General features: G+C 67.4%; 23 protein-coding genes. 17 read left to right on the top strand and 6 right to left on the bottom strand.

Annotated features, from left to right (window positions below):
• Positions 1–40: 40 nt before the first annotated feature.
• Entirely contained in the window at positions 41–1,342 is a 1,302-nt protein-coding gene (locus C563_RS0119605) for a glycoside hydrolase family 76 protein (RefSeq protein WP_043424486.1), read from the top strand.
• A 34-nt stretch (positions 1,343–1,376) separates the two neighbouring features.
• Here C563_RS0119605 and C563_RS0119600 read toward each other — a convergent pair whose 3' ends face one another.
• Complete coding sequence (locus C563_RS0119600; protein WP_018763777.1) at positions 1,377–3,035, bottom strand: glycoside hydrolase family 32 protein; 1,659 nt, start codon at positions 3,033–3,035, stop codon at positions 1,377–1,379.
• A gap of 131 nt (positions 3,036–3,166) precedes the next feature.
• Positions 3,167–3,769 carry a YdeI/OmpD-associated family protein gene (locus tag C563_RS0119595; RefSeq protein WP_018763776.1) on the bottom strand — a complete coding sequence of 201 codons (603 nt, stop codon included), beginning with the start codon at positions 3,767–3,769 and terminating at the stop codon, positions 3,167–3,169.
• A 108-nt stretch (positions 3,770–3,877) separates the two neighbouring features.
• Here C563_RS0119595 and C563_RS0119590 point away from each other — a divergent pair, with 108 nt between their 5' ends.
• The 10 genes from C563_RS0119590 to C563_RS0119545 all read left to right on the top strand — a co-directional run bounded on the left by C563_RS0119590 (position 3,878) and on the right by C563_RS0119545 (position 13,167).
• Positions 3,878–4,606 carry a hypothetical protein gene (locus C563_RS0119590; protein WP_018763775.1) on the top strand — a complete coding sequence of 243 codons (729 nt, stop codon included), beginning with the start codon at positions 3,878–3,880 and terminating at the stop codon, positions 4,604–4,606.
• A gap of 9 nt (positions 4,607–4,615) precedes the next feature.
• The gene (locus C563_RS0119585) at positions 4,616–5,155 is read left to right on the top strand and encodes an NUDIX hydrolase family protein (RefSeq protein WP_018763774.1); all 540 of its coding nucleotides are present in this window, start codon (positions 4,616–4,618) and stop codon (positions 5,153–5,155) included.
• A gap of 88 nt (positions 5,156–5,243) precedes the next feature.
• Positions 5,244–6,263, top strand: a complete 1,020-nt coding sequence (locus C563_RS0119580; RefSeq protein ID WP_018763773.1) for a DUF6707 family protein — start codon at positions 5,244–5,246, stop codon at positions 6,261–6,263.
• A 72-nt stretch (positions 6,264–6,335) separates the two neighbouring features.
• On the top strand, positions 6,336–7,064 hold the full coding sequence (locus C563_RS0119575) for a hypothetical protein (RefSeq protein ID WP_018763772.1): 729 nt from the start codon (positions 6,336–6,338) through the stop codon (positions 7,062–7,064).
• Positions 7,065–7,130: 66 nt separating this feature from the next.
• Entirely contained in the window at positions 7,131–8,426 is a 1,296-nt protein-coding gene (tgt, locus tag C563_RS0119570; RefSeq protein ID WP_026265147.1) for a tRNA guanosine(34) transglycosylase Tgt, read from the top strand.
• Positions 8,427–8,461: 35 nt separating this feature from the next.
• Positions 8,462–9,211, top strand: coding sequence for a dienelactone hydrolase family protein (locus tag C563_RS0119565; RefSeq protein ID WP_018763770.1), 750 nt, complete (start codon positions 8,462–8,464; stop codon positions 9,209–9,211).
• Between the two features lie 186 nt (positions 9,212–9,397).
• Positions 9,398–10,336 carry a type IV toxin-antitoxin system AbiEi family antitoxin domain-containing protein gene (locus C563_RS0119560; RefSeq protein WP_018763769.1) on the top strand — a complete coding sequence of 313 codons (939 nt, stop codon included), beginning with the start codon at positions 9,398–9,400 and terminating at the stop codon, positions 10,334–10,336.
• A gap of 222 nt (positions 10,337–10,558) precedes the next feature.
• Positions 10,559–11,215, top strand: a complete 657-nt coding sequence (locus tag C563_RS0119555; protein WP_018763768.1) for a TetR/AcrR family transcriptional regulator — start codon at positions 10,559–10,561, stop codon at positions 11,213–11,215.
• A 28-nt stretch (positions 11,216–11,243) separates the two neighbouring features.
• The gene (locus tag C563_RS0119550) at positions 11,244–12,155 is read left to right on the top strand and encodes a TIGR01777 family oxidoreductase (protein WP_018763767.1); all 912 of its coding nucleotides are present in this window, start codon (positions 11,244–11,246) and stop codon (positions 12,153–12,155) included.
• A gap of 154 nt (positions 12,156–12,309) precedes the next feature.
• Entirely contained in the window at positions 12,310–13,167 is an 858-nt protein-coding gene (locus tag C563_RS0119545; RefSeq protein ID WP_018763766.1) for a hydroxymethylpyrimidine/phosphomethylpyrimidine kinase, read from the top strand.
• Between the two features lie 75 nt (positions 13,168–13,242).
• Here C563_RS0119545 and C563_RS0119540 read toward each other — a convergent pair whose 3' ends face one another.
• Together C563_RS0119540 and C563_RS0119535 are read right to left on the bottom strand one after the other, a co-directional pair.
• Complete coding sequence (locus tag C563_RS0119540; RefSeq protein WP_018763765.1) at positions 13,243–14,991, bottom strand: pyruvate dehydrogenase; 1,749 nt, start codon at positions 14,989–14,991, stop codon at positions 13,243–13,245.
• 100 nt (positions 14,992–15,091) lie between these two features.
• A complete protein-coding gene (locus C563_RS0119535; RefSeq protein WP_018763764.1) occupies positions 15,092–15,706 on the bottom strand; it encodes a TetR/AcrR family transcriptional regulator in 615 nt (204 codons plus the stop codon).
• 99 nt (positions 15,707–15,805) lie between these two features.
• Here C563_RS0119535 and C563_RS0119530 point away from each other — a divergent pair, with 99 nt between their 5' ends.
• Positions 15,806–16,111 carry a hypothetical protein gene (locus C563_RS0119530; protein WP_018763763.1) on the top strand — a complete coding sequence of 102 codons (306 nt, stop codon included), beginning with the start codon at positions 15,806–15,808 and terminating at the stop codon, positions 16,109–16,111.
• Positions 16,112–16,204: 93 nt separating this feature from the next.
• Here the strand turns inward: C563_RS0119530 and C563_RS0119525 are convergent, their stop codons facing one another.
• Complete coding sequence (locus C563_RS0119525; RefSeq protein ID WP_018763762.1) at positions 16,205–17,599, bottom strand: MFS transporter; 1,395 nt, start codon at positions 17,597–17,599, stop codon at positions 16,205–16,207.
• Positions 17,600–17,851: 252 nt separating this feature from the next.
• On the opposite strand from C563_RS0119525, the gene C563_RS0119520 reads away from it, so the two are divergent.
• The 3 genes from C563_RS0119520 to C563_RS0119510 are packed head-to-tail and all read left to right on the top strand — an operon-like array spanning position 17,852 to position 20,962.
• On the top strand, positions 17,852–18,520 hold the full coding sequence (locus C563_RS0119520; RefSeq protein WP_026265144.1) for a response regulator transcription factor: 669 nt from the start codon (positions 17,852–17,854) through the stop codon (positions 18,518–18,520).
• The gene (locus tag C563_RS0119515; protein ID WP_018763760.1) at positions 18,517–19,965 is read left to right on the top strand and encodes a sensor histidine kinase; all 1,449 of its coding nucleotides are present in this window, start codon (positions 18,517–18,519) and stop codon (positions 19,963–19,965) included. The genes C563_RS0119520 and C563_RS0119515 overlap by 4 nt, the downstream gene beginning before the upstream one ends.
• Positions 19,958–20,962 carry a TAXI family TRAP transporter solute-binding subunit gene (locus C563_RS0119510; protein ID WP_018763759.1) on the top strand — a complete coding sequence of 335 codons (1,005 nt, stop codon included), beginning with the start codon at positions 19,958–19,960 and terminating at the stop codon, positions 20,960–20,962. The genes C563_RS0119515 and C563_RS0119510 overlap by 8 nt, the downstream gene beginning before the upstream one ends.
• Before the next feature lie 143 nt (positions 20,963–21,105).
• On the opposite strand, the gene C563_RS0119505 is transcribed toward C563_RS0119510, so the two are convergent.
• Complete coding sequence (locus C563_RS0119505; protein WP_018763758.1) at positions 21,106–22,617, bottom strand: helix-turn-helix transcriptional regulator; 1,512 nt, start codon at positions 22,615–22,617, stop codon at positions 21,106–21,108.
• A gap of 149 nt (positions 22,618–22,766) precedes the next feature.
• Between C563_RS0119505 and aceA the strand changes: the two genes are divergently transcribed.
• Positions 22,767–24,095 carry an isocitrate lyase gene (aceA, locus tag C563_RS0119500; protein WP_018763757.1) on the top strand — a complete coding sequence of 443 codons (1,329 nt, stop codon included), beginning with the start codon at positions 22,767–22,769 and terminating at the stop codon, positions 24,093–24,095.
• Between the two features lie 218 nt (positions 24,096–24,313).
• The coding region (gene aceB, locus C563_RS0119495; RefSeq protein WP_018763756.1) for a malate synthase A at positions 24,314–25,489 on the top strand (1,176 nt) is incomplete at its 3' end.

Below are 25,489 nucleotides of genomic sequence, written 5' to 3'. Positions count from 1 at the left end.
GCGGAGCCGAGGACCCGGCACCGCCGCTAGGGTGGACGGCATGACCTTCAGCAGCACCGACTTGGCCACCTGGCAGGACCGTGCGGACCACGCGGCCCGCTCCGTGACCGGGCTGTTCGGCCGGAACCTCTTGCTCCTTCCCGGAACGCACCTCGCTGCCGTGGTGTGGCAGGGCAGGCACCCGGCCGGGAAGGACGCCCCCGAGGCGGGGCAAGAACCCGGCCGGCCGCGGGAGCGGTGGCTCGCCGCACTCCGCGGCGCAAGGCCTGCCGCGGGTCTGCTGTCCCCATGGCACTACTGGTGGCAGGCGCATTACGTGGACTGCCTGGTGGACACCGGCCTGCGAGAGCTGGCCGGCGGAGCCACGCCGGCTGCTCGGTTCAACGGGCCGGACCGTCCCAGCGCAGGGCATCTAGCCTCACGGCTGGTCACCGGTATGAGGCTCCGCAATGCCCTGACGCTCGTGAACAGCTACTACGACGACATGGCATGGCTGGCCCTGGCGAGCCTGCGGCTGGACAAGCTCGCAGAAGAAGCGCAGCGGCCCGGACGCCGGCGCAACGCCCGGGTGCGTTCCGCACTGGCCCTGCAGTTCGACTCCGCCTGCACCGACGATTTGGGCGGGGGGACGTTCTGGAGCAAGAAGCGCGATTTCAAGAACACCCCGGCCACGGCACCTGTGGCGTTGTTCTATGCCCGCACCGGCCGGCGCGGCATGGCACAGACGCTGCTGGACTGGCTGGACGCCACCCTCTTCGACCAGGATCAGGGACTCTACCTCGACGGTGCACGGCTGGGTCCTGCCGGGGTCGTGCTGGTGGAACGGTCGCTGTACACCTACAACCAAGGCCCGGTCCTGGGCGCCCTCCTGGAACTGGGCGGCGACGCCAACCTGGCCCGGGCCGCCGCACTGGTGGACTCCGTCCAGCGGCTGCTGACCGTTCCGGCAGGTGGCGGCAACGCCAACGCCGGCACGGTGCTGCGCTGCGAAGGAACGGGCGACGGCGGTCTCTTCACCGGGATCCTCTGCAGGTACCTCGCGCTTGCCGCGGCGGACCGGCGGCTACCCGGGCCTGCCCGCGCTGCGGCCGCTGCGTTGGTGCTGGACACCGCCGAGGCGTTCTGGGCCGGACGGCGGCCGGTGGGCGCCGGTGAAGCAAAGGCGCCCCTGGCCGGCAGGAGCATCTTCTCCGTTCACGCCTGCCAACCCGCGGACCGGACCTATCCGCCGGGAGTGCCGGTGGAGCTCGCCACCCAGCTGCAGGCCTGGATGACGCTGGAGGCAGCGGCCACGGTCATGTCCGCCGGCCGGGCCACTGAACAGCCCGGTCCGGCCGTATGACAGGCACAGCCGGCGAAACCGGCAGGGCCTGCGCTCAGCGGATACCGGACAGCGGCGTGACTGTTCCGGCTTTCAGCGTCAGGGGCACGTCAGCGGCCAACCGGACCTCTTTCGGGCCTGCCGGCGGGAACATGAGGGACGTCAGGGACTGTCCGTCCACGAAAACCTCCACGGAGGACCGGTCCACGTAGGCGGTCAGCTGCACGGTCCCGCCGGCGGTGCGCGCCTCCACCGAACGGGCCTGGCGGTACTCGCCACTGCCCTCGGAGGGTCCCTTCCCTTGGCCGCCGGCCGCGGCGTCCCCGTCCCGGGTGATGAAGGCCCGGCCGGCCGCGAAGTCGTAGCCGATGGTGGCGTAGGTGGTGCCACCGCTTTGCAGGAGCAGGGTGGCTTTCCCGGTGCCGTCGGCGGGTTTTTCCAGCTCGACGTCGGCCTTGAACGCTCCGGTGTCCGGGATGGGCAGGGTACGGGCATCCCGGATCGGGCCGGCGGGCACCTGGACAGGCGTCCCTTCCAAGGACTGGAGCGCAGGGGTGGGCGCCTGCACCAGGGCGGGGCGGCCGGCGCCGGACGCGAGCCGGATGTCGCGGACCACCGAAGCCGCCCCGAACCAACCGTCAGTGGGCAACTCCCGGGCATAGGCCCAGTTGTTCATCCAGCCGATGGCGTGCCGGGATGCCTTCCGCTGGCCATCGCTTTGGCGCGGATCATCCCAGGTGACGGCCGCGTAGAAGTCCGCCCCGCCGTCGAGCCACTGGTGGCCGCCGTCCGCCGTGAAGGCTTTGCCGTCGAACCCGCCGGTCCAGTAGGCCAGGCCGGTGGTGCGGCCTTCTTTGGAACCGTTGGCGCTCGCGGCCAGGACCCAGGTGCGTTTGGCGGGGTCGCCGTCGATGTCCATTTGGAAGAAGTCCGGGCACTCCAGGATTCCCAGCCCGTCCTGCTCGAACCCGGACACATAGGTCCACCGCTTAAGGTCGGGGGAGGTATAGAACCCGATCTTGTGGCCCTCAGCGAGGAGCATGAGCCACTGGTTGTTGGCGTCGTCGCGGACAATGCGCGGGTCCCGCCAGTGCTCCGCGCCGGGGTTTTCCATCACCGGGTTCTGTCCATAGCTTTGGAAGCTGTAGCCCTGGTCCGTGGAGTAGAAAAGGGACTGGCGCTGCACGCCGTCGAGCTGCTGGGTGAGCACCGCGATGACCGCCCCCTTGCCAAAGCCCGCGGTGCCTTCCGTGTCCACCACGGCGGAGCCGGTCTCGATGTCCCCCAGTCCGTTGCGGAACTTGGGGATGGCCACGCCCCGGTTCTCCCAGTGCACCAGATCGGTGCTGGTGGCGTGGAACCACTCGGTCCCGTTCCCCTCCGGATAGTCGGCGTTGTAGAGGTAGTAGTAATGCCAGAGACCATCCAGGAAGAAGGGCCGCTGGGGATCATTCATCCACCGCTGGTCCGGGGTGAGATGGTAGGCAGGCCGGTAGCCGGCTTGGCCAGCCGGTGGCGCCTGCGGCCCCGGGGGAGCCGTTGATGCTGGGGGCGCCGTGGGTGCCGCACCATCGTGCTGTCCGTCGACCGTCCGTGCGTTTCCGGTAATCACCATGGCCGCCGCCACCAGGAGCACGGCCACGGCTGCGGCCGTCCACAGAAGGGGGCGGCGCCGAAGGGCGGCATACGCCGGTCCAAAAATTTTGGGGAGCATGGGGTAATCGATCCGTCGCTGAACGCACAAGTGCCGTCCCCCGGGTCGGGGAACGGCACCAGCGCAAGTGAACCGTCAATTTTACCCGGCGGGCCGCCCGGAGCCGAATCCGGCGCGTCATGCGGCCGCAGCTAGTCACGGCCTGCGGGGCGCTTCTTCTGCGGATACGGCGTCTCGCCCCGTGCCAGCATCTCCACGAACGCGGCGATCCGGCGTTCCCGGGTGGCTGCCTGCTTGGCCGTGTTGGTCCGGAACACCAGGGCGAACAGGTTGGTCTTGGTCAGGACATCGAACATCTCCTGCGCGGCCGGGTTCGCGGCGATCGCTGCCGCAAGGTCCGGGGGGACCTCCACGTCGGCCTGGCCGCCGTAGGCTGCTTCCCAGCGGCCGTCCGCCTTGGCCGCGGCAACTGCCGCCCTGCCGGCGTCGGTCATTTTTCCCTCCGCTTCCAGCCGGGCGACATGTCCCACGTTCCGGGCGGACCAGATACTCCTGGGCCGCCGGGGTGTCATCCGCTGGAACGAGCTTTCATCATCGCGGCGCCGGAGCTGCCCGTCGATCCAGCCAAAGCACAGGGCCTCATCCAGGGCCGCCGGATAGTCGAGGCCGGTCACCGTGCCGCCCTTCTTATGCAGCACCAGCCAGACGCCGGGGCTGGTGCTGTGGTTCGCTTCCAGCCACGCGCGCCAGGCAGCGGCGTCGGGCACCAGCAGTTCCTCGAGGTCATCGGCCATGGCCCCATTCTGCCGGGAAAATGACCTGCCACAAGCCCCTGCGCACCGGCCGGCCACGTGGCATCATGGCCATACAGCCGCACGCCACCCAGCACCAAGGACAACGCCATGCTCCGAGTCCGCCCCGTCCACTTCACCTCGCGCACCGACACCTGGAAGCAGTTCCTTACCGTACTGGGGATGGCACAAACAGAGGACGACGGCGGCTGGCAGGTCTTCGATTCCGCGTCCGGCCGCCTGGCGCTCCATGGGGCGGAGGCCGGGTCCGGGCAGGACGGCCGCACCGTTTTTGCGGTGGAAGTGGGCGATGTCGCCGAATTCGCCCGCCGCACCAACGACTCGGCACAGGAAGAGGCAACCGCGCCCGCGGAACTGCTCACCGCCGACCACGGGGAAGCCTGCCGCATCAGCGCGCCGGACGGCTTCAGTTTCCTGGCCGACAAGGCCGTCCACGGCGCCCAGTGCGCCGACGCCGACCCCGCCCTGGCCGTGGTCGCCGTCTGGTACACCGCAGATCCGGAAGCTGCCGTCCGCACCATGCTGCATATCGGGGCGCGGCCGCGGCCCGTGCCCGACGACGACGAAACCGCCGACTTCACGGCCAAGAACGGCGGCGTCCTGCTGGTTCGGGCGGCGTCCGGGCCGTCCCGCTCCGGCCTGGGCTTCGAGTACGGCGGCCCCCTGGAACCGTTGCGGGAGCGCCTCGCGGCCGCCGGGATCGCCGCCGGCATCACCGAGGAGGCCTTCGGAAGCACCCTCCACGTTGCCAATCCGGACGCGGGCAGCCCCAGCGCGCCCGCCACCGTCTGGATCTCGGAGCGCCGCCCCATGGGGTAGAACTTAACCATGAACGTGCGCACACCTGACCCGAATCCCGGCTGGCTCTCCGAAGAAGACCTCTTTGAGGCGCGCGGGCGGCTGCCCATGGTCTACGTGGAGGCAGTTCCGGTCAGGCTGGACCCGCTGGGCTACGTCAACGAGGTGGGAACACTGCTGCAGGCCGATGCCGACGGGACCATGGTTCGTTCCCTGGTGTCCGGCCGGGTCATCTACCGCGAGACCATCCGCGCCGCCCTGCTGCGGCACATGGAAAAGGACCTGGGCCCCCTCGCCTTCCCCCAGCTTCCCCTCAGCCCGGTGCCGTTCACGGTGGCCGAATACTTTCCGGCACCGTCCCAGACAGGGTTCACCGACGAGCGGCAACACGCCGTGTCGCTGGCGTACATCATCCCGGTCACGGGCGAGTGCGAACCCCGCCAGGACGCCCTGGAACTGACGTGGATGACCCCGGAAGAAGTGCTCAGCCCGGGCGTCCAGATGGAGTTTTCCGGCGGCCGCGGCGGCCTCATCCGGCAGGCCCTGGCCTTCGCAGGCGTGGGCTTCTGACCACCCCGCCGGGACGTGGGGGTCCCCGGTTTTAGGTGCCCGGCTTTGTAGACTGTAGGGCGGACCGCAAGAGAACTTAAGGACTCCCATGACCGAAACACCAGCCGCCAGGCACCACCGTGAACAGCAGGCTGGATCTCTGACCACCGGCACCCACATCCTCCTTCCGGACGGCCAACGCACCGCCGAAATCGACCAGGTGGAGCTTGAGCGGGACGACTACGGCTCCCCGGCCCTGGTTCTGGCGAGCCTTTCCGGCGGCGGAACGCTGAGGGTTGCCGTGGGCGCCACGGTCACCGTTGTGGATGGAGCGCACGACGACGTCACGCAGCTTCCGCTGCCGGCGGACCTTCCAGAGGCCGCACCTTTGCCCGAGGCGGGAGCCGCGCCGGCCCAGCCGGCGGCCGGGACGGGCCCCATTGCGGTGGCGCCCGCCGTCGTCCTTCCCCCGCTGCCGCCCGCGCCGCCCGCGGCAACCGGGCCAAGCGAGGAGGAGCTCGCGCTCATCCCGGCGCCGGCCGGCACCCCTGAGTCCGTGGTGGAAGCCGCCGCCGAGGCCCACCCGGATGCGGAGGGTGTCCTGCTCCTGGCCGACCGGCTGTCCAAAGGGGTCAACTTCAAGTCCGGCAGCTGCCTGAAGGACCTCAGCGACCTCGCGCACGAACTGTTCGTCACGCTCAAGGACGCAGACGCCGCGCTGTCCGTCGCGGACCTCCTCACTGTGCTGCCCTACGACGGCAACCCGGGCCGGTGGACCTCCGTGGAAGCATCCCTGGCACTGGCCAGCTACATTTGCCGGCAGGACGGCCAGGATAAACGCGCCGAGGTCTACGAGAGACTGATCCGTACCCCGGAAAACCAGGAAACGGATCCGTTCAAGGCGCGCATGGCGGCCAAGGTTCGGCAGCGTTCACTCAACGAGCCCAACCTGTACGACAAGGAAATCTTCCGCTCGATCGACAACTCCAACCACGACGCAGAACGCGAATGGCGGCTCCTGCGGCTGGAGTCCCTGCTGTTCCTGCGTGCCCACGGCGGTTCGGAAACCATCGGCATGACCGAACTTGAACGGCGCATCAGCAACGAGCTGGAGGCAGTCCGAGCCTGAGCCCGGCGGCGACCCTCCGGCGGTAAAAATTCCCCCTACCCGGGGCGTAGCCGGAGTTGTACATTCGGGGCTATGACGAACAATCTCAGCGTAGTGATCAACGCCGACGCGCCGCAGGTCTGGACCATGCTGCGTGAACCGTCCAAGGTGGCCCAGTGGCACGGCTGGCAGGCCGAGGACCTGGAGTCCGAGATCAAGCAGATCTATTTCTCCGGCGACGAACAGGAATCCGCGGACCATACCAGCCTGACGGTGCACGGCGGGGACACTTTCGAACTCCACCCGGTGCCGGAAGGTACCAGGGTCAGCGTCACGCGCGGGGCGCTGGACCACGATTCCGAGTGGGCGGCCTGGGACGAGGACATCACCCAGGGGTGGCTGACGTTCCTGCAGCAGCTCCGCTTCGCCCTGGAACGCCATCCGCACGGCAAGCGGCACACCCTGTTCCTGCATCTGACGGACGGGAAGGGTTCGGCCATCGAAAAACTCGGGCTGAAGGACCTCCCGGCCCCGGGCGAGCCGTACCAGGTCACCTTGGATACCGGGGAGGAAATCAGCGGCAAGGTCTGGTACCGGACCAGCCACCAAGTGGGCCTCACCGTGCACAGTTACGCCGAGCACGGCGAAGGGCTGCTGGTGGTTGCGGACCACCCTGCCATCAAGGACGTCCGTGCGGAGGGCGACGGTTCGCTGGTGGTGGTTTCCACCTATGACCTTGGCGCCGGAGCCTTCGACGCCGTGCGTTCCGCCTGGGATTCTTGGCGGGAGGCCAACTACCCCGGGACGGACCCAGCCAGCTGACGCTCCGCCGCCGGCCTGCCCGGGGCCGGTTGCCGGCGTCGTAAGGTTTGCTGGCAGACTGGTGTGGTGCCTGCCAACCCTGCCTTCGCCCTGCCTGAAACCCAATCGCAGTTCTCTTTCACCGTAGGCACGCGGCTGGCGGACTCCTGCCCGCCGTCAGCGGCCCAAGAAAGGGAAAACGGCGGCGAGTTCCTGGGCCGCACCGGCACCATCACCACCCCGCACGGTGAGATCCAGACGCCGGCGTTCATCGCCGTCGGCACCAAAGCAACGGTCAAGGCGGTACTGCCGGAATCGATGGCGGACCTGGGCGCGCAGGCCCTGCTGGCCAATGCCTACCACCTGTACCTTCAGCCCGGCCCGGACATCCTGGACGAGGCCGGCGGCCTGGGCGCCTTCATGAACTGGTCCGGTCCCACGTTCACGGACTCCGGCGGTTTCCAGGTGATGAGCCTGGGGTCCGGGTTCAAGAAGGTCATCGACATGAAGACTGTTGCTGCCGCGGGCGCACCCGGCCCGGATGACGCCGTGGCCCCCGGCAAGGAGCGCCTGGCGCACATCGATGACGACGGTGTCTGGTTCAAATCCCACCTCAATGGCGACCGCCACCGCTTCTCCCCGGAAATTTCCATGCAGGTCCAGCACCAGATCGGCGCGGACATCATGTTCGCGTTCGACGAGCTCACCACCTTGCAGAATTCCCGCCGCTACCAGGAAGAGTCCCTGGAGCGCACCCGGCTGTGGGCGGTGCGGTGCATTGAGGAGCACTTCCGCCTGACGGAGGACCGCGCGGGCAAGCCGTACCAAGCCCTGTTCGGCGTGATCCAGGGGGCACAGTACGAGGACCTCCGCCGGAAGGCGTGCCGGGACCTTGGTGCCATGCCGTTCGACGGTTTCGGTATTGGCGGGGCCTTGGAGAAGGAGAACCTGGGCACGATCGTCCGCTGGTGCAACGAGGAACTGCCGAAGGACAAGCCGCGCCACCTGCTGGGGATTTCCGAGCCGGACGACATCTTTACGGCCATCGAAAACGGCGCCGATACTTTCGACTGCGTCTCCCCCACCCGCGTGGCCCGGAACTCGGCCTTCTACACGCCCTACGGCCGGTTCAACCTTTCCGGTGCCAAATACAAGCGCGATTTCGGGCCCCTGCAGGAAGGCTGCGACTGCTACACGTGTGCCAACTACTCCCGGGCATACATCCACCACCTGTTCAAGGCCAAGGAAATGGTGTCCGCCACCCTCATCTCCATCCACAACGAGCGGTTCGTGGTGAAGATGGTGGACGACGCCCGGCTGGCCATCGAGTCCGGCACGTTCTTCGACTTCAAGGCGGAAACCCTGGGCCGGTACTACTCCTGAGCGTTGCTCCCGGCAGCCTCCGCTATCCTGACCAGATGCTCATTGAGATCCAGGCCGCAGCAGGCCCTGCCGAAGCCCTTGTCGCCCGTCCGTCCAGCGGAACCGGCCCGTTCCCCGGCGTGATCCTTTACATGGACGCCTTTGGCCTGCGCCCCCGCATCGAGGAGATGGCGCAGCGCATCGCGGACTGGGGCTACGTGGTGCTGGCCCCCAACGTCTTCTACCGGGACGGAACCGTGGAGCAGCTGGCCCCGGCCGTTGACATGTCCACCCAGGAAGGCCGGGAAGCGGCCGGCAAGGCGGCGTTCCCGCGGGTCGGGCACCTGACGTCGGACAAGGCGCTGCCGGACATCGATGCGTGGGTTGCCGCGCTGGCCGGGCTCGACGGCGTTGCCCCCGGCCCCATCGGAACCACCGGCTACTGCATGGGCGCCCGACTTGCCGTCCGGACCGCCACTGCGCACCCCGAGGTAGTGGCAGCCTGCGGTGGCTTCCACGGCGGCGGCCTGGCCACGGACGAGCCGGACAGCCCGCACCGTGGGCTGGGGAACGCACGGGCCCGCTTCGTGTTCGGCCACGCCGACAACGACAAGAGCATGGCCCCGGACGCCGTGGCCCGCTTGGGCGACGCGCTGCGGGACGCGGGCTTGGAGGCGTCCAACGTCATCTACACCGGGGCTCCCCACGGGTACACGATGGCGGACACGTCGGCCTTCCACCCTGAAGCCACGGAACGCCATTTCCGTGAGCTGCGTGCCCTCCTGGACGGGACGCTGAAGGCCTGACCCGGCCGGCCGCCGTCGAACTCGCCGGAGAGCTGCCGGATCGCCGGAACGTTGCGGCGATCCGGACGGCTTCCGGCGATCCGGACGGCTTGCGGCGAGCCCGGGAGGCAGGGCGGCCCTGGCAGGTTTTCCACATGACGACGGCGGCGCCTTCCTGAGTTGCCGCAGCGGCAGGATCCTGTCCGGATGACACTCCAGCCGCCTTTCCGTCTCCCCTCCCTTCCGAGCACCGGCAACCTATGGCGGACGGCGCAGTTGCACGAGAGCGGCCTCAATTCCCGGGCCATCAAGGCATTGGTCCTCCACGGGAAGCTGGTACGGCTTCGCCACGGCTGCTACATCCGCGCCGAGCTGTGGGAGAAGCAGACAAGTCCCGTCCGCAGCAAGCAGTTGATTCGCGCGCACGCGCACGGGACGCTGACCACCTCATCGGGCGGCTATGTGTACAGCCATACCTCTGCGGCCCGGATGCACGCTCTGCACCTGTGGGCAGTCGATGACACGATCCACCTTCTGCTGCCGCGGAATCCTTCCAGCGAGCGGCTCGGCAAGGATGTCCAAGGCCATACCCGGCCGTGGACAGCGTCGGAGGTGGTCACCCTCGGCGGCCTCAGGGTGACCTCGCTGGAGCGGACGGTAGTTGATTGCGCCATGATGCTGGGTTACCGCCAGGCACTGGTACTGACCGATCATGCCCTCCGGCTTGGGGCCGACAAAACCCTCCTCGAAAGCATGGCCGAGGGGCTGGAGGGGCGCCGCGGGATCCGGACCCTCCGGCGCGCCCTTAACCATGCAGATCCACGTTCGGAGTCAGCCGGCGAAACACTGACCCGGGAACTCCTGATGCGGCTGAAACTTCCCCTGCCGGAGCCCCAGGTGTTGGTAGCAACTCGTGTCGGCCGGTACCGGCTGGATTTCGCCTGGAAGGACAAGAAGGTGGCACTCGAATTCGACGGGAAAGCGAAGTACTTCGACTACCGGCCAACGGCTGAGGTGCTATTTCAGGAGCGGCAGCGCGAGAAGGACCTCACCGAGAATGGCTGGACCTTCCTTCGCCTGACCTGGGCCGACCTCTTCCGTGAACATGAGTTCAAAGCCCGTGTCCTGGCCGCACTTGGGCGGTAGCCAAACCGCCGGGTGGAGCGCCAGATCGCCGGAACGGGACCAGATCGCCCGTTCTTTCCGGCGACCTGGCATCTTTCCGGCGATCTGACACCCACGCGGCGTGAAGCGCCACACCCGGGGCGTTGCCGGACCACAGCGGATATCGGATCCCAACCAGTCTTTGAACACGTTCAGTTTTGTGTCACACTCATTTTTGAACACGTTCAAGAATGGGGAGACGCGGTGGTTGCCAAGAGTGAACAGACCCGGCAGCGGGTGGCGGACACTGCGCTGCGCATGTTCCGTGATATCGGCTTCGAGAAGACCACCATGCGCGCCATCGCTGCCGAGGCAGGCGTTTCCGTAGGCAACGCCTACTACTACTTCGCGTCCAAGGACGATCTTGTCCACGAGTTGTACATCCAGGTACAGGCCGAGCACGCTGCCCTGGCCTCCGAAGCGCTGGAGCGGACCGCCGTATTCGCTGAGCGGCTGAAGGCCACATTGCATGCCGGCCTTGACGTCATGGCCCCGTACCACCGCTTCGGAGCGGACTTCGTGGCCACCGCCATCCGGCCAACATCGCCGGTGAACCCGTTCTCCGGGGGCTCAACCCTCGCTCGGGAAGCATCCCTGGATATCTTCAGGAACACGGTGGACGGGACCCGCCCTGCCGTACCGAAAAAGGTGCGGGACGACCTGCCGGAACTGCTCTGGCTCTGCTACATGGGCATCACCCTGTTCTGGGTCTACGACACCTCCGAGGGCCAGCGGCGGACCAGGAAACTGGTGGACGGAGCGGCTCCACTGGTGGCCCGCGGACTGGCACTTGCCCGCATCCCGGGAGTCGGCAAGGTGCTGGACGACGTCCTCGACCTGAGCCGCAGCATCCGCGGTTAAGAAAGACAACAACCATTGGGGGGAAAAGGTGGACAGCACACGGACAGTTGTACTGGCAGGCGCTTCGGGCTTCATTGGCACCTACCTGCGCCGGCGTTTCCAGGAGGACGGCTGGATGGTGCGGACCATAGGACGAAAGGGAACCGGCAGTGACGGGGCAGCATGGGCCGACGACGCCGGCATGGCACGGGTGCTCAACGGCGCCGAACTGGTGGTGAACCTCGCCGGACGCTCCGTCTCGTGCCGTTACAGCGAGCGGAACAAGGGGGTGATCATGGACTCGAGGGTGTCCACCACCAAGGCACTCGGCCGGGCCATCGCGCGGTGCCAGGAGCCGCCGTCGACCTGGCTGAATGCCAGCACCGGAACCATCTACCGCGACGCCCGCGATCGTCCCCAGTCCGAGTTCGACGGCGAGCTGGGCACCGGCTTCTCGGTGGACGTGGCCAAAGCTTGGGAAGCCGCCCTTGAGTCGGCGGTCACACCGGGAACCCGGAAGATCCCCCTGCGGATCGCTATCGTGCTGGGCCGCGGCGGCGGTGCACTGGCTCCGTTCGCCAACCTCGCACGGCTGGGGCTGGGCGGCCACATGGGTGATGGCTGGCAGAAGTTCAGCTGGGTCCATGTGGAGGACCTGTACCGCAGCATCCGCTTCCTGCACGCGCGGACCGGCATCGCCGGGCCCGTTAATGTGGCTTCACCGGAAGTGGTGAGCAACCGGGAGATGATGCGCTTGGTGCGCCGGGCCTACGGCGCGCGCTTCGGCATACCTACCCCGGGATGGCTCCTTCGGGCAGGCGCCATCCTGATCCGCACGGAGACCGAACTCGTTCTGAAGAGCAGGTGGGTACAGCCGCAGAAACTGCTCGACGCGGGCTTCGTTTACAGCCAGCCGGAGCTGGGGCAGGCCTTGCTTCAGATCGCCCGGTCCCGGCCGTGAACCGCCTGCTCCACGTCCCCTTTGGACCAGGGGCATTCCTGCCCGGCGCCGCACTGGCAGGCTCTGAACCGCTGGATTCCTGACCATATGACGTCCCGATGCCCTGTACGTCACCACATGGAAAGCGCCCGACGCCGGGTGGCAGGATGGGGGCATGACTTCCGCTACCCCTGATGCAACGCTGTCCGTCAACGGTCCCGCCGTCGTCCTCACCATCGCAGGTTCCGAGGCAACCGGCGGTGCCGGCGCCCAGGCCGACCTGAAGACATTCCAGGAGCTGGGCGTCTTCGGCATCGCGAACCTGACCTGCATCGTCTCCTTCGACCCGAAGGACAGCTGGAACCACCGCTTCGTGCCGGTGGACCAGCAGGTGATCGCTGACCAGCTGGAGGCGACGACGGCGGCGTATGGTCCGGCGTCCGGCGCACCGTCCGCGCTGGAAACGGTGAAGATCGGCATGCTGGGCAGCCCGGCAACGATCAGCACGGTGGCCTCCGCGCTGCAGGAAAACAGCTTCGCCAACGTGGTCCTGGATCCGGTGCTGATCTGCAAAGGCCAGGAACCGGGCCACGCGCTGGACACGGATCAGGCCCTGAAAGCCCAGATCCTGCCGCTGGCAACCTTCGTGACGCCGAACCACTTCGAGGCGGAGTCCTTGTCCGGGCTGGAGATCACCGACGTCGAGTCCCTGAAGGCCGCCGCCGTCCGCATCCACGAACTCAGCGGTGCAGCAGTCCTGGCCAAGGGCGGGGTGCGGCTGGAAGGCCCGGACGCCGTCGACGTCTTCTACGACGGTGAGACCCTGGAAGTCCTCACAGCCCCGAAGGTGGGCGAAGTTGCCGTCTCCGGTGCCGGCTGCTCGCTCGCCGCAGCCGTGACCGCGGAGCTGGCCAAGGGCGCCACGCCATTGGATGCAGCCCGGACCGCCAAGGACTTCGTCACCGCCGGTATCCGCAACCGCGTAGCCTCGGGCGCCCCGTTCGATGCGCTCTGGCAGGGCGGAGCCCGGTAGAACCTCTTCTCCCCGCGCCGGGTTCGCCGGAAACCCTCGAGCTCGCCGGGAGTTTCCGGCGAACTCGACGTGTTCCTAGCGCCGCGGGATGTTGCGCAGGTTGCTGCGGGCCATGCTCACGGCCTCGCCCGCTCCCCGGTTCAGGACCACCTTGGACATGGCGGTGGCGAACCCCAGCACCTGTGACCCGGAGATCTTGGGCGGGATGGACAGCGCTTTGGGATCGGTGATCAGCTCCACCAGGGAGGGACCGGGGTGTGCAAAGGCCTCCCGGTACGCCGTCTCGATCTGTGCCGGATCCGTCACGCGCACGGCGTGGAACCCCAGGGCCTTGGCCACGGCGGCGTAGTCGGCGTCCGGCACGTCCACGCCGAAATCGGGCAGGCCATCCACCAGCATCTCCAGCTTCACCATGCCCAAGGTGGAATTGTTGAAGACCACCACGTTGACCGGCAACCGGTGCGCCGCCACCGTAATCAGCTCCCCCAGCAGCATGGACAGGCCGCCGTCGCCCGAGACCGAGACCACCTGCCGGCCGGGACAGGCCAACTGTGCGCCGATGGCATGCGGCAGGGCGTTGGCCATGGACCCGTGCAGGAAGGACCCGATCAGCCGCCGGGTGCCCAGCGGGTTGATGTAGCGGGCGGTCCAGACGTTGCACATGCCCGTGTCCGCGGTGAAAATGGCGTTCTCTGCCGCCACCTGGTCCAGGAGCGAGGCCGCGTACTCCGGGTGGATGGGCTGCTTTTTCTCCACCTTGCGGGTGTAGGCGCCCACGGCCTTGTTCATCAGCCGGTCGTGCTTCTTGAGCATCTGGTCCAGGAACCGGCGGCTCTTCTTGGCCTTCACCAGCGGCAGCAGGGCCCGCAGGGTGGGGAGGACGTCGCCGTGGACGGCAATGTCGACGTCGGTCCGCCGGCCCAGCCGCTGCGCCGCCCGGTCCACCTGCGCGGTCCTGGTGTCGGGCAGGAACTGGTCGTACGGGAAGTCCGTGCCGAGGAGGATCAGAAGGTCGGCGTCTTCGATGCCCTCGGCGGCGGCGCCGTAGCCGAGCAGGCCGGTCATGCCGATGTCGAAGGGGTTGTCGTACTGGACGAAGTCCTTGCCGCGGAGCGAGTGCCCCACCGGCGCCTTGGCCAGCTCAGCGAGCGCCATCAGCTCTGCGTGTGCCCCCTCCACGCCGGCGCCGGCGAAAATTGCCACCTTGCCGGCGTCGTTGATGGCGTCCGCGAGCGCTTGGACGCTGGCCGGATCCGGGACCAGGCTGGCGGGACGGAAGGCGGCCGGCAGCGGGGTGGGTGCCGTTGCCTCGAGCCCGGCAATGTCGCCGGGAAGGGTCACGACGGCGACTCCCCCGAGGCCCACGGCGTGCTGGATGGCGCTGTGCATGACCCGCGGCGCCTGCTCGGCGGTGCTGACCAGTTCGGAGTACACCGAACATTCGTTGAAGAGCCGGTCCGGGTGGGTTTCCTGGAAGAAGCTGCTGCCGATCTGCTTGCTGGGGATGTGGGAGGCAATGGCCAGCACGGGCGCCCCGGACCGGTTGGCGTCGTACAGGCCGTTGATCAGGTGCAGGTTGCCGGGGCCGCAGGATCCTGCGCAGACCGCGAGCTTGCCGGTGAGCTGGGCTTCGGCGGCTGCGGCAAAGGCGGCGGCTTCCTCATGGCGGACGTGGATCCAGTCGATCCCACCCTTGGCGGCCCCGCCTGTTTGCCGGACGGCGTCCACGATCGGGTTGAGGCTGTCACCCACAATCCCGTAGATCCGCTGCACGCCGGCAGCGTGGAGTTGTTCGATGAGCTGGGTGGCAAGTTCCTTGGCCATGAGTGCAGACTCCCGCGTTTGTGGTGCTGTGCTGACATGGCCCAATATAGTCCGCCCGCGCCCGGCGGACCGCCCGCCGCCAGCGGCCGAGGTGGTGCAGCTAGCCGGGCGCGTTTGCCAACGCTGCCTGCGCCTCCGCGAGGAGCGCGCCGGCGAGCAGGGTGGCGGTCCGCACAATGAACGCACGACGCCGGGCGGTGCGGTCAGGGCCGCTGCCCGCCAGGAGGGTGTCGATCTGGGGCAGGACGGGCCAGCCGTCGCAGAGGGTGATGACGGTGATCAACAGGTCCGCGGCGTCCGTGCGGTCGATCCCGGGCAGGACGTCAAGCACCTGGCCCACCTTGATGGCGCAGTGGTCGGACCGGGTGGCACGGCTGACGGTTTCCTTGCCGCGTTCAAGGCCTTCCCAGAACAGGAGCCGGGGCAGGACGCCGTCGGTGGTGTGCCGGTCAAAGAGGCGGCCGGCGTATTCTCCAAACGCTTCCGGCCCGCTGCCGCTAATGGGTACCTCGGTCATGACCCGGACCATTTCGGCGGCCAGGACGGCGTCGAAGAGCTCATCCTTCTTGCCGAAGTACTGGTAGATGCGTTCCTTGTTCACGCCCGCGGCAGTTGCGATCCGGTCCACCCGGGCTCCCGCCAGGCCCTTGGCACTGAACTCCTCCGTGGCAGCAGCGAGCAACAGTTCCTTGGTCCGCTCCGTGTTCCACGCCATGACACAAGTCTACGCAATTCCAACCAGGTAGTTGCAATTGTTGCGGGCCGAGGTTTATTGTCGTTGCAAACAAAAAGCAACTAACTAGTTGGAGTTCCCATGGACACGGTGACACAGCCCGCCTCCCCCGCCATTGCCAATTCGACAACCCCCACGCCACCGGAGCCCGCGGCGCTGCCCATTCCGCCGTCCATCCACGTCCGCGCCGCCATCACCTGGCTGGCCATCTTCCCGCTGGTGGCTGTTGGAATGATGGCTTCCGCCCCGTTGATGGAAAGCTGGCATCCCATCTTCCGGGCGATGGTCCTGACCATGGTGGTGGTGCCGACTGCGGTGTACGTGGTACTGCCCCGCCTGTTCGCCGCCCACGGCTTCCTGGCGCGGCGGCGGACTGCCCGGCGCTAAGGACCCCCAGCGCATAAAGGAGGCGTACGACGACGGCCTGGCAGCCGTCGTCGTACGCCTCCTTGGGAACCAGGCACCCTGGGGCCTCCCGGACTAGACGCCGAGCGGATCCTTGTCCTTGCCGCCACCCACCGGCGTTTGTTCCCAAGCGTGGCCCTGCTCGTCATCGAGGTGGGTGGCCTTCTTGTTCTTCAGGGCGAAGATGTAGACCAGCAGCGAGATGCCGATAGCCACGGTGACGTAGGTGAAGAGGAGCTCAACCTGTCCGGCCTTCTGCAGCGCGGCACCGATCAGCGGCACCGTCCCGCCGAAGAGGGAGTTCGCGATCGCGTAGCCCAGGCCGACGCCGAGGGCGCGGATGGAAGCCGGGAACAGTTCGGCCTTCACCAGTGCGTTGATGGAGGTGTAGCCGCCCACGATCAGCAGGCCGCCCATCATCAGCATGAAGGCCACGAAGGGATCCTTCGTCCCGGCGAGCGCGGACATCAGCGGCCAGGTGAACAGCACGCCGGTGATGCCGAACCAGAGCAGCAGGGGCTTGCGGCCCACCTTGTCCGAAATGATGCCGTAGACGGGCTGGAGCAGCATGAAGATGAACAGCGCCCAGAAGTTGATGACCGAGGTCGTTTCCTTGGCGATGCCGCTGGTGGTGTTCATGAAGCTGAGGATGAAGTTGGTGTAGGTGTAGAACGCCACCGTTCCGCCCAGGGTGACGCCGATGCAGATCAGCAGCGCCTTCCAGTGCTTGGTGAAGAGCAGCCTGAGCGTTCCGGGCTGGGCTTCCCCGGATGCCTTGGCGTTTGCTGCGGCCTCGACCTGGCTGGCGGAGACGGTTTCCTCCATGGAACGCCGCAGCCACAGCACGACCAGTGCGGCCACGCCGCCGATGGCGAACGGGATGCGCCAGCCCCACCCGGCCAGGGCCTCCTTGTCCAGGACGTTCTGAAGGACCACCAGCACCAGCAGTGCCAGCATCTGGCCGCCGATCAGCGTGACGTACTGGAAGCTGGAGAAGAACCCGCGGCGTTTGGCGGTGGCCGCCTCCGACATGTAGGTGGCGCTGGTGCCGTATTCGCCACCCACCGAGAAGCCCTGGACCAGGCGCGCCAGCACCAGCAGGACCAGCGCCCAGACGCCGATCACGTCCTTGGTGGGCAGGATGGCGATGAAGAATGAGCCCGCGGACATCATGGTCACGCTCAGCGTCAGGGCCGCCTTCCTGCCCTTGCGGTCGGCGAACCTGCCGAAGAACCAGCTGCCGATGGGCCGCATCAGGAACGTGACGGCAAAGACCGCCATGCCTTCCAGTGCGCCCTGCAGCGGATCCTTGGAGTTGAAGAAGTGTGGCTGGAAGTACGCCAGGAACGCCGTGTAGATGTAGACGTCGTACCATTCCACGAGGTTGCCCGCGGAGCCCTTCAGGATGTTGCCCACCGCCCGGCGGGTCTGGGCTGCCTCCGACTGGGGCGCGGCTTGTTGGGTGCTCATCGGTGAGTTCCTCCTGTAGTAACCTCGGCCTCCTGCGGCGGAGGGCCTCATCCACGGTATGGGTGATCCACCGCACAACCAACGAGGAACGCACTTTCCTAACACTTCCTTAGGTTTCGCGGCGCCCCGCTTTCCCCCTGCCCGACCTCCCGCCGGCGGGCAAATTTTGCCGCCACGCGGTAGTCTCACGGGGGCGGGAATGAACCGGCAACTGGACCTGGAACCACTGGAAACACGGCAAGGAAGATGGCCATGGACGTGCTGATCGTCGAGGACGACGACGCCATGGCCGGCGCGCTCACGGCCGCCGTCGAAAGCGCCGGGCACCGCCCGCGGCGGTTGTCCCGGGGCGCTGACGCGCTGCTCTCCCACCGGAATTTCCAGGTGATCCTGCTGGACCTGGGGCTTCCGGACATGGACGGCCTGGAGGTGCTGCGCAAGCTCCGGCAGGTCACCGATGTGCCCATCCTGATTTTGACGGCGCGCGACGACGAACGCAGCGTGGTGCTCGGGCTCCGCTCCGGCGCGGACGACTACCTGGTCAAACCGGTGAAGCTGGTGGAACTGCTGGCCCGGATAGAAGCTGTAACGCGCCGGGCCGGGCGCAGCAGGGGGACGCCGCAGGAGGTGATCGTGCTTGGCGATGTGGAGATCGACCTGGCCAAGCGCACCGCGTCCAGGGCAGGCGAACCGGTGCCGCTGACCGCCACGGAATTCGAACTCCTCGCCTTGCTGGCCAGCCATGCAGGCTCGGTGGTCACCAGGGAACAGATCCTGGACGCCCTCTGGGGTGACGCCTTCCTGGCCTCGTCCCGGTCCCTGGACGTGCACCTCACCGGGCTGCGGGCAAAACTCGGCAAGCCGGGATTCATCATCAATGTCCGCGGCGTGGGCTACCGCGTCGAGGCGGCTGCCGGATGAGGCTGCGGGTGCTCGGGGTCCTCAGCGTGCTGTGCCTGGTGGTGGTCTTCCTGATCTCGGGCACCATCCTGACCTCCGCCTCCCGGGAGCTGACCCAGGAACTGCAGATCAATCGGGCGGCCTCCTTGAACCGGCTGGCACAAGTGGCCTTTGACGCCGCGAACGACGGCGACACCGTGCGCCTGCAGCGGGAAATGGACACCTATTCCGGGCTGTATGGCGAAGGGATGGTGGTCCGCGTCCAGCAGGCCACGCTGCGTTCGGGGGACCTGGACGCGGGCCGGCCCGATGTGCAGGACGCGCTGTCGATGGCCCGGCTGAACGTGAGCAACACGTCCCTGGAACCGCTGGAGCCCTTCGGCGCGGGGTCGCACGTCATTTTCCGGCCCTTTGGCAGCGCCAGCCAGGTGCTCGGTGCCGTGGTCCTGGACGTCCACGCGGAGACGGCCCGGCAGAAGCTCCAGCAGCGCTGGCTCGGTGTGGGCGTTGCCGCCCTGGCGCTGGCAGCAGTGCTCCTGCTGGGGGCGGCCAGGGTCACCGGCTGGGTGCTGCGGCCCGTCCTCCGGCTTGATTCGGCGGTCCACGAGCTGGAACGGACCGGGCGCACCGAGCGGCTTCCGGAGGAAGGTCCCCCGGAGCTGCGGGAACTGAGCCGGTCGTTCACGGCGATGGCCAGGACCGTGAGCGCCAGCATGGAAGCGCAACGGCAGCTGATCGCGGACACGTCCCACCAGCTGCGCAACCCCGTGGGCGCACTCCGGCTGCGGCTGGACCTGCTCCAGCTTGAGCTGAAGTCCGCCCGCGAACACGACGCAGCGGACCGGGCCGTGGCAGAGCTTGAGCGGGTGGAGGACATCCTTGACGGGGTTTTGAAACTTGCCGCCGCAGAGCACCGGGCCTCGGAAGGGTACCTGCGGGCATCTGGCTCTCCCGCAGACCATGCGGCCGCCCCGCCCGTCGACCCGTTCCCCGTCCTTCAGGGGGAAATCGAAAGGGCGGCACCCCTGGCGGACCAGGCCGGGTGCCGCCTGGTGCTCGTGCCGGCATCCCATCCTGCGGCCCTGATTGCGTGCCGGGCCGCCGAGCTGGCCCAGATGCTGGACGAACTCCTCGGCAACGCCTTCAAGTACGCGCCCGGGGCCACCGTCACCGCTGCCGTGCGGACGGAGATGGACGCGGTTGTGGTGGAAATTTCCGACGACGGCCCGGGGCTTTCGGCGTCCGAACGCGCCTCGGCTGCCACCAGGTTTTGGCGGTCCCCCCGGCACTCCTCGGTTCCGGGTACCGGGCTGGGTATGACCATCGTGGGTGAGCTTGCCGCCGCGAACGGGGCCCGGCTGGTGCTGGCCGAAGCAGTCCCCCACGGATTGACGGCCCGGATCGAGTTCCACGCCTACTCGAATGCCGCCCCGGATGCGATGCCCGGCGGTGGTACCCGTGCCTAGCGTTTCCATCCCCGCACCGGACCCGTCCCGCCGGTCCGTCCTGGCGTGGGCCACCACCGTCGGACTTGCAACCGTGCTGCCGCCCGCCCTCAGTGCCTGCACCGGCGGGGACCGGCCGGAGAGCCTCATTGTGGCGGGCGGCGAACCGGGCGGCTTTTACCTCGAGTTCTCGACGCTCCTGGCGGCGGCCCTGGAGCGTCACGGCGTGGCCACCCATGCGCGCGCCGTAGCCACCGGCGGGAGCCTGGACAACATTGCCGAACTCCGAGCCGGGCGCGCCGCGTTTGCCGTGGCCCTCGCGGACGCTGCCGGGGACAAATCCAGCGGGAATGCGCCAGAGATCGCTGCGATCGGGAAGGTCTACGAAAACTACGTCCACTGCGTGGTGCGCAAGGACAGTGGGATCCGGGATGTCTCCGGGCTTGCCGGGCGCCGGGTTGCCGTGGGACAGCCGGGGTCCGGTACTTCCCTCACCACCCCCCGGCTCCTTGAAGCGGCCGGCCTGGGTGCCTCGGCAACTGCCGCAGCGCCCACAGCCGGGACCGCCGCCGTCGAAAATCTTGGCCTGAACGACGGTATTGCCGCCCTGAAGGCGGGTGCCGTGGATGCGTTGTTCTGGTCCGGTGGCGTGCCGACGGCCGCCATCGCCGCAGCCCAGCAGGAGGTGGCGCTGCGGCTGCTGGACCTCTCCGGCCTGCTGCCCGAGCTGCGACGGCGGTACGGCGGCATCTATGACCGTGTCCTCATCCCCGAAGGCAGCTACCCCGGCATCCCGGCCGTGTGGACGGTGGGCGCACCCAATTTGCTCCTGTGCCGCCGGGACCTGGACAACGCCACGGTGGAGCGGACGGTGCAACTGCTGGTGCATAACGCCGGCGAACTCATTCCACAGTCCAGCCTGGGGGTGCAGTTCCTTAGCGCCGAAAGCCTCATCAATACCGCCGGCGTCCCCCTGCATCCCGCCGCGGCCGATGCCTACCGGACCCTGCACGGCTGACCCAACGCCCGCTCACTTTCGACCGGAAAACCCCAAACGCCCGCTCACTTCCGACCGGAAAACCCCCAACGCCCGCTCACTTCTTTGGCAAGATGTGAGCGGGCGTGCGGGGGATAGCCGCAAGACGTGCGCGGGCGTGCGTGTCAACTCCCGGAGTGGGCCTGCAGGAAGCTGTACACCTCGGTTTCGTCCACGCCCGGGAAGGCGCCGGGCGGCATGGCGGCCAAGAGGTGTGAGTGGGCCCGCGCCGACGGCCAGGCATTGCCGGCCCACTGGTTGGTCAGTTCGGCAGGCGGACGCTTGCAGCAGGTCGGATCCGGGCAGTTGGAGGTGGCCCGGGCCGTGGTCTCGCGCCCGCGGAACCACTTCACGTGCTGGTAGGGCACCCCAATGCTCAGGGAGAACTCCCCGGCGGCGGAGCGCTCCGTGCGGGCCGTGCACCAATACGTGCCCGACGGCGTGTCGGTGTACTGGCTGTACGCGCTGAACTTGTCCGGCACGTCGAACACCGCCCGCGATGTCCACGCCTTGCACGACGGTTGCCCCTCGATGGCGCCGGTGTGGTCCTGGGGGAAGTTCACGCCGTCGTTCTCGTAGGCCTTGTAGATGATCCCGCTCTGGTGTGTCTTCTGGAAATGCGTGGTGATGCCCAGGTGCTTGGTGGCCAAGTTGGTGAACCGGTGCGCGGCGGTCTCGTAGGACACAGCGAACGCATCCCGAATGTCCTCCACCGCGATTTCCTTGGCAGCTTTGGCTTTCTGCAGAAATTCCACCGTGGCCTGTTCGGGCAGGAGCAGAGCGGCCGCGAAGTAGTTGGTGGCCACCCGCTGGGCCAGGAAGTCGCCGTAGTTCTTGGGCGTTTCATGGCCCAGGACGTAGTGGCCCAGCGCCTGCAGCAGCACCGAGCGGGGGTCGTGGTCCTGCCGCTGGCTCTGGGTCAGGTAAATTCTGCGGTTCTTCAAATCCGTCACGGACCGGGTGGAATGCGGCAGATCACCTACATGGTGCAGGGTGAAACCGAGGTGCGCGGCGATGTCTGCGATGACGTGCTGGCTCAGCGGACCGGCGGTATAGCCAACCTCCTTGAGGACCTTTTGGGCCTCGGCCTCATACTCCGGAAAGTAGTTCCCGCGTTCCCGCATCATGGCCCGCAATTCACCGTTGGCGCGGCGGGCTTCCTCGGGGGTGGCCACCTGCTCGTTCATCTTCCGTTCGAGCTCGTGCAGCAGCCCCACCTGCGCCTCCAGGACATCCAGCGGGAGCCGCGAACTGATGCGGATTTTGGGCAGATCCAGCGACTCGTACAGCGGTCCGCGCTGGTACCGTTCCAGCTCAATTTCCAGCGCGGCGCGGCGGCTGGGCGGCTCGGCCCCGAGCAGTTGGTCAATGCTGACATTGAGCGCCCCCGCGAGGTGTTGAAGCAGCGTCAGCTTGGGCTCACGCTTGCCGTTTTCAATCAGGCTCAACTGGCTGGGAGCGGTGCCGACGGCGGCGCTCAGGTCATCGAGCGTCAGGCCGGCTTGTTTGCGCAGGTGGCGGACGCGGCGTCCCAGGGCGATGACGTCCAGTTCCGGGGCGGCGGTGGAGGGCGTCTGGGAAACGTCCCTGTTCCAGCTTGAAGGCGACATTTCTGAAGAATACGGGAAGAAGTGCATTTCTTTCCACAGTTTTCATCTAGAAAGGGGGTTGAAAGTGCTGAAAAGTAGTTTTCACGGAAAGAAACACCGCACCGGATAAGCCGGTGGGAGCCTCAACGGCGAGGTTCCCACCTACTCCATCCGGAGCTCAATCAAGGAGATCAACGATGACTGCAGCATTTGAGCCCACCCAGCAGCCGTCCGGCCAGGACACAACTCAGCAGGCCGCCGCCCTGGAGCTCGAGTGGGCCGCCAACCCCCGCTGGGAAGGTGTGACCCGGGACTACTCAGCCTCCGACGTCGTCCGTCTCCGGGGACGTGTCTCCGAGGAGCACACCCTGGCCCGCCGCGGCTCCGAAAAGCTGTGGAAGCAGCTCACCGAGGAGCACAAGACCGGCGGCTACACGAACGCCTTGGGCGCCCTGACGGGCAACCAGGCCGTGCAGCAGGTCAAGGCAGGCCTGCGCGCCATCTACCTCTCCGGCTGGCAGGTGGCCGCGGACGCCAACAACTCCGGCCACACCTACCCGGACCAGTCCCTCTACCCGGCCAACTCCGTTCCCACGGTGGTCCGCCGCATCAATAACGCCCTGCTCCGCGCCGACCAGATCGAATTCTCCGAGGGCATCCAAACCGTCGAGGACTGGCTGGTCCCGATCGTCGCGGACGCCGAAGCCGGCTTCGGCGGCCCGCTGAACGCCTACGAACTCATGAAATCCATGATCCAGGCCGGCGCGGCCGGCGTTCACTGGGAGGACCAGCTCGCCTCGGAGAAGAAGTGCGGCCACCTCGGCGGCAAGGTGCTGATCCCCACCCAGCAGCACGTCCGCACCCTGAACGCGGCCCGCCTGGCAGCCGACGTCGCCGGCACCCCCACGGTCGTCATTGCCCGCACCGACGCCGAGGCAGCCACCCTGATCACCTCCGACGTGGACGAGCGGGACCAGGAGTTCATCACCGGCGAGCGCACCGCCGAGGGCTTCTACAAGGTCCGCAACGGCATCGAACCCTGCATCGCCCGCGCCAAGGCCTACGCCCCGTACTCCGACCTCATCTGGATGGAGACCGGCACCCCGGACCTGGAGCTGGCCCGCAAGTTCGCCGAATCCGTCAAGGCCGAGTTCCCGGACCAGATGCTCTCCTACAACTGCTCGCCGTCGTTCAACTGGCGCAAGCACCTGGATGACGCCACCATCGCCAAGTTCCAGCGCGAACTCGGCGCCATGGGCTTCACGTTCCAGTTCATCACCCTGGCCGGCTTCCACGCCCTGAACTACTCGATGTTCGACCTCGCCCACGGCTACGCCCGTGAAGGCATGAGCGCCTACGTCGAACTCCAGGAGAAGGAATTCGCCTCCGAATCCCGCGGCTACACCGCAACCAAGCACCAGCGCGAAGTCGGCACCGGCTACTTCGACACCATCTCCACGGCGCTCAACCCCAACGCCTCCACCCTCGCCCTGGTCGGATCGACCGAAGAGGGCCAGTTCCACTAACGCTTACGACGGCGGCGCTTCCGTCCGGCCTTCGGACCGGCATCGTCTCTGCCTGCTATTCCCCACGTCCGGCCTTGGGCTCGTAGAACTCGCCGAGGCCGGACGCAGGGCCCCTTTTACGCAGGCTGCCGCGACACCGGCTCCTCGGCCTCGTGCCTCAGTCGCCACCCTGCTGCTACCCGCCGTCGAACTTCCCTTTCGTCTTTAAGGAGACTGAAATGAACAGCTTCACTGACAGCTTCACGATCAATGGCATTACCTTGACCGCCCAGCCCATTTGCCGGCAGGACGAGGTGCTGACGCCGGATGCCCTCTCCTTCATTGCCAAGCTGCACCGGGCCACCGCTGAGCGGCGCCAGGAGCTGCTGCAGGCACGGCGCGCGCGTCGGGCCGACATTGCCGCCGGAACGGACCCGCGCTTCCTGCGGGAGACCGAGCACATCCGTAATGATCCGTCCTGGCGGGTGGCTCCCCCGGCACCCGGCCTGGAGGACCGCCGCGTCGAGATCACGGGCCCGGTGGACAAGAAGATGACCATCAACGCCCTGAACTCGGGAGCGAAGGTGTGGCTCGCCGACATGGAGGACTCTTCGACCCCCACCTGGCGGAACGTCATCAAGGGCCAGCTGAACCTGACCGATGCGCTGGAGCGCCGGATCGACTTCACCACCGAAGAAGGCAAGGACTACAAGCTGAAGGCGGACGGCGACCTGCCCACCATCGTGGTCCGCCCCCGCGGCTGGCACCTGCCGGAAAAGCACATGCTGATCGACGGCCAGCCCATCGCCGGCGGCATCGTGGACTTTGGCCTGTTCTTCTTCCACAACGCCCGCCGCCTGCTCGCCCAGGGCAAGGGCCCCTACTTCTACCTGCCCAAGATCGAGAACCACCTGGAAGCCCGGCTGTGGAACGACATCTTCATCCTGGCCCAGGACCTGCTCGGCATCCCGCAGGGCACCATCCGAGCCACCGTGCTGATCGAAACCATCACGGCAGCGTTCGAGATGGAGGAGATCCTCTACGAACTCCGCGACCACGCCTCGGGCCTGAACGCCGGCCGCTGGGACTACATCTTCTCCCTGATCAAGAACTTCCGTACCCGCGGCCCGCGCTTCGTCCTCCCGGACCGCGGCCAGGTGACCATGACCCAGCCGTTCATGCGTGCCTACACCGAACAGCTGGTCCGGGCCTGCCACAAGCGTGGTGCCATGGCCATCGGCGGCATGGCCGCAGCCGTTCCCAACCGCAAGGACCCGGAAGCCAACGCCAACGCCCTCGAGAAGGTACGTGCGGACAAGACCCGCGAGGCCAACGACGGGTTCGACGGTTCCTGGGTGGCCCACCCCGACCTGGTGCCCGTCTGCCGCGAAGTGTTCGACGGCGTCCTCGGCAGC

It is taken from the genome of Arthrobacter sp. 135MFCol5.1 (genome assembly GCF_000374865.1).
Lineage (GTDB): Bacteria > Actinomycetota > Actinomycetes > Actinomycetales > Micrococcaceae > Arthrobacter.
The sequence above is the reverse complement of the archived record's forward strand: the minus strand, read 5'-3'. Positions and strand labels throughout refer to the sequence as shown.

What these genes read in the sequence shown, in the direction of transcription:
- C563_RS0119600 (WP_018763777.1), bottom strand. Translation starts at nt 3,035, where the DNA reads ATGCTCCCCAAAATTTTTGGACCGGCGTATGCCGCCCTTCGGCGCCGC.
- aceA (WP_018763757.1), top strand. Translation starts at nt 22,767, where the DNA reads ATGACTGCAGCATTTGAGCCCACCCAGCAGCCGTCCGGCCAGGACACA.
- C563_RS0119515 (WP_018763760.1), top strand. Translation starts at nt 18,517, where the DNA reads ATGAGGCTGCGGGTGCTCGGGGTCCTCAGCGTGCTGTGCCTGGTGGTG.
- C563_RS0119560 (WP_018763769.1), top strand. Translation starts at nt 9,398, where the DNA reads ATGACACTCCAGCCGCCTTTCCGTCTCCCCTCCCTTCCGAGCACCGGC.
- C563_RS0119580 (WP_018763773.1), top strand. Translation starts at nt 5,244, where the DNA reads ATGACCGAAACACCAGCCGCCAGGCACCACCGTGAACAGCAGGCTGGA.
- C563_RS0119565 (WP_018763770.1), top strand. Translation starts at nt 8,462, where the DNA reads ATGCTCATTGAGATCCAGGCCGCAGCAGGCCCTGCCGAAGCCCTTGTC.
- C563_RS0119605 (WP_043424486.1), top strand. Translation starts at nt 41, where the DNA reads ATGACCTTCAGCAGCACCGACTTGGCCACCTGGCAGGACCGTGCGGAC.
- C563_RS0119585 (WP_018763774.1), top strand. Translation starts at nt 4,616, where the DNA reads ATGAACGTGCGCACACCTGACCCGAATCCCGGCTGGCTCTCCGAAGAA.
- C563_RS0119525 (WP_018763762.1), bottom strand. Translation starts at nt 17,599, where the DNA reads ATGAGCACCCAACAAGCCGCGCCCCAGTCGGAGGCAGCCCAGACCCGC.
- C563_RS0119595 (WP_018763776.1), bottom strand. Translation starts at nt 3,769, where the DNA reads ATGGCCGATGACCTCGAGGAACTGCTGGTGCCCGACGCCGCTGCCTGG.
- C563_RS0119575 (WP_018763772.1), top strand. Translation starts at nt 6,336, where the DNA reads ATGACGAACAATCTCAGCGTAGTGATCAACGCCGACGCGCCGCAGGTC.
- C563_RS0119545 (WP_018763766.1), top strand. Translation starts at nt 12,310, where the DNA reads ATGACTTCCGCTACCCCTGATGCAACGCTGTCCGTCAACGGTCCCGCC.
- C563_RS0119520 (WP_026265144.1), top strand. Translation starts at nt 17,852, where the DNA reads ATGGACGTGCTGATCGTCGAGGACGACGACGCCATGGCCGGCGCGCTC.
- C563_RS0119535 (WP_018763764.1), bottom strand. Translation starts at nt 15,706, where the DNA reads ATGGCGTGGAACACGGAGCGGACCAAGGAACTGTTGCTCGCTGCTGCC.
- C563_RS0119590 (WP_018763775.1), top strand. Translation starts at nt 3,878, where the DNA reads ATGCTCCGAGTCCGCCCCGTCCACTTCACCTCGCGCACCGACACCTGG.
- C563_RS0119530 (WP_018763763.1), top strand. Translation starts at nt 15,806, where the DNA reads ATGGACACGGTGACACAGCCCGCCTCCCCCGCCATTGCCAATTCGACA.
- C563_RS0119540 (WP_018763765.1), bottom strand. Translation starts at nt 14,991, where the DNA reads ATGGCCAAGGAACTTGCCACCCAGCTCATCGAACAACTCCACGCTGCC.
- C563_RS0119505 (WP_018763758.1), bottom strand. Translation starts at nt 22,617, where the DNA reads ATGCACTTCTTCCCGTATTCTTCAGAAATGTCGCCTTCAAGCTGGAAC.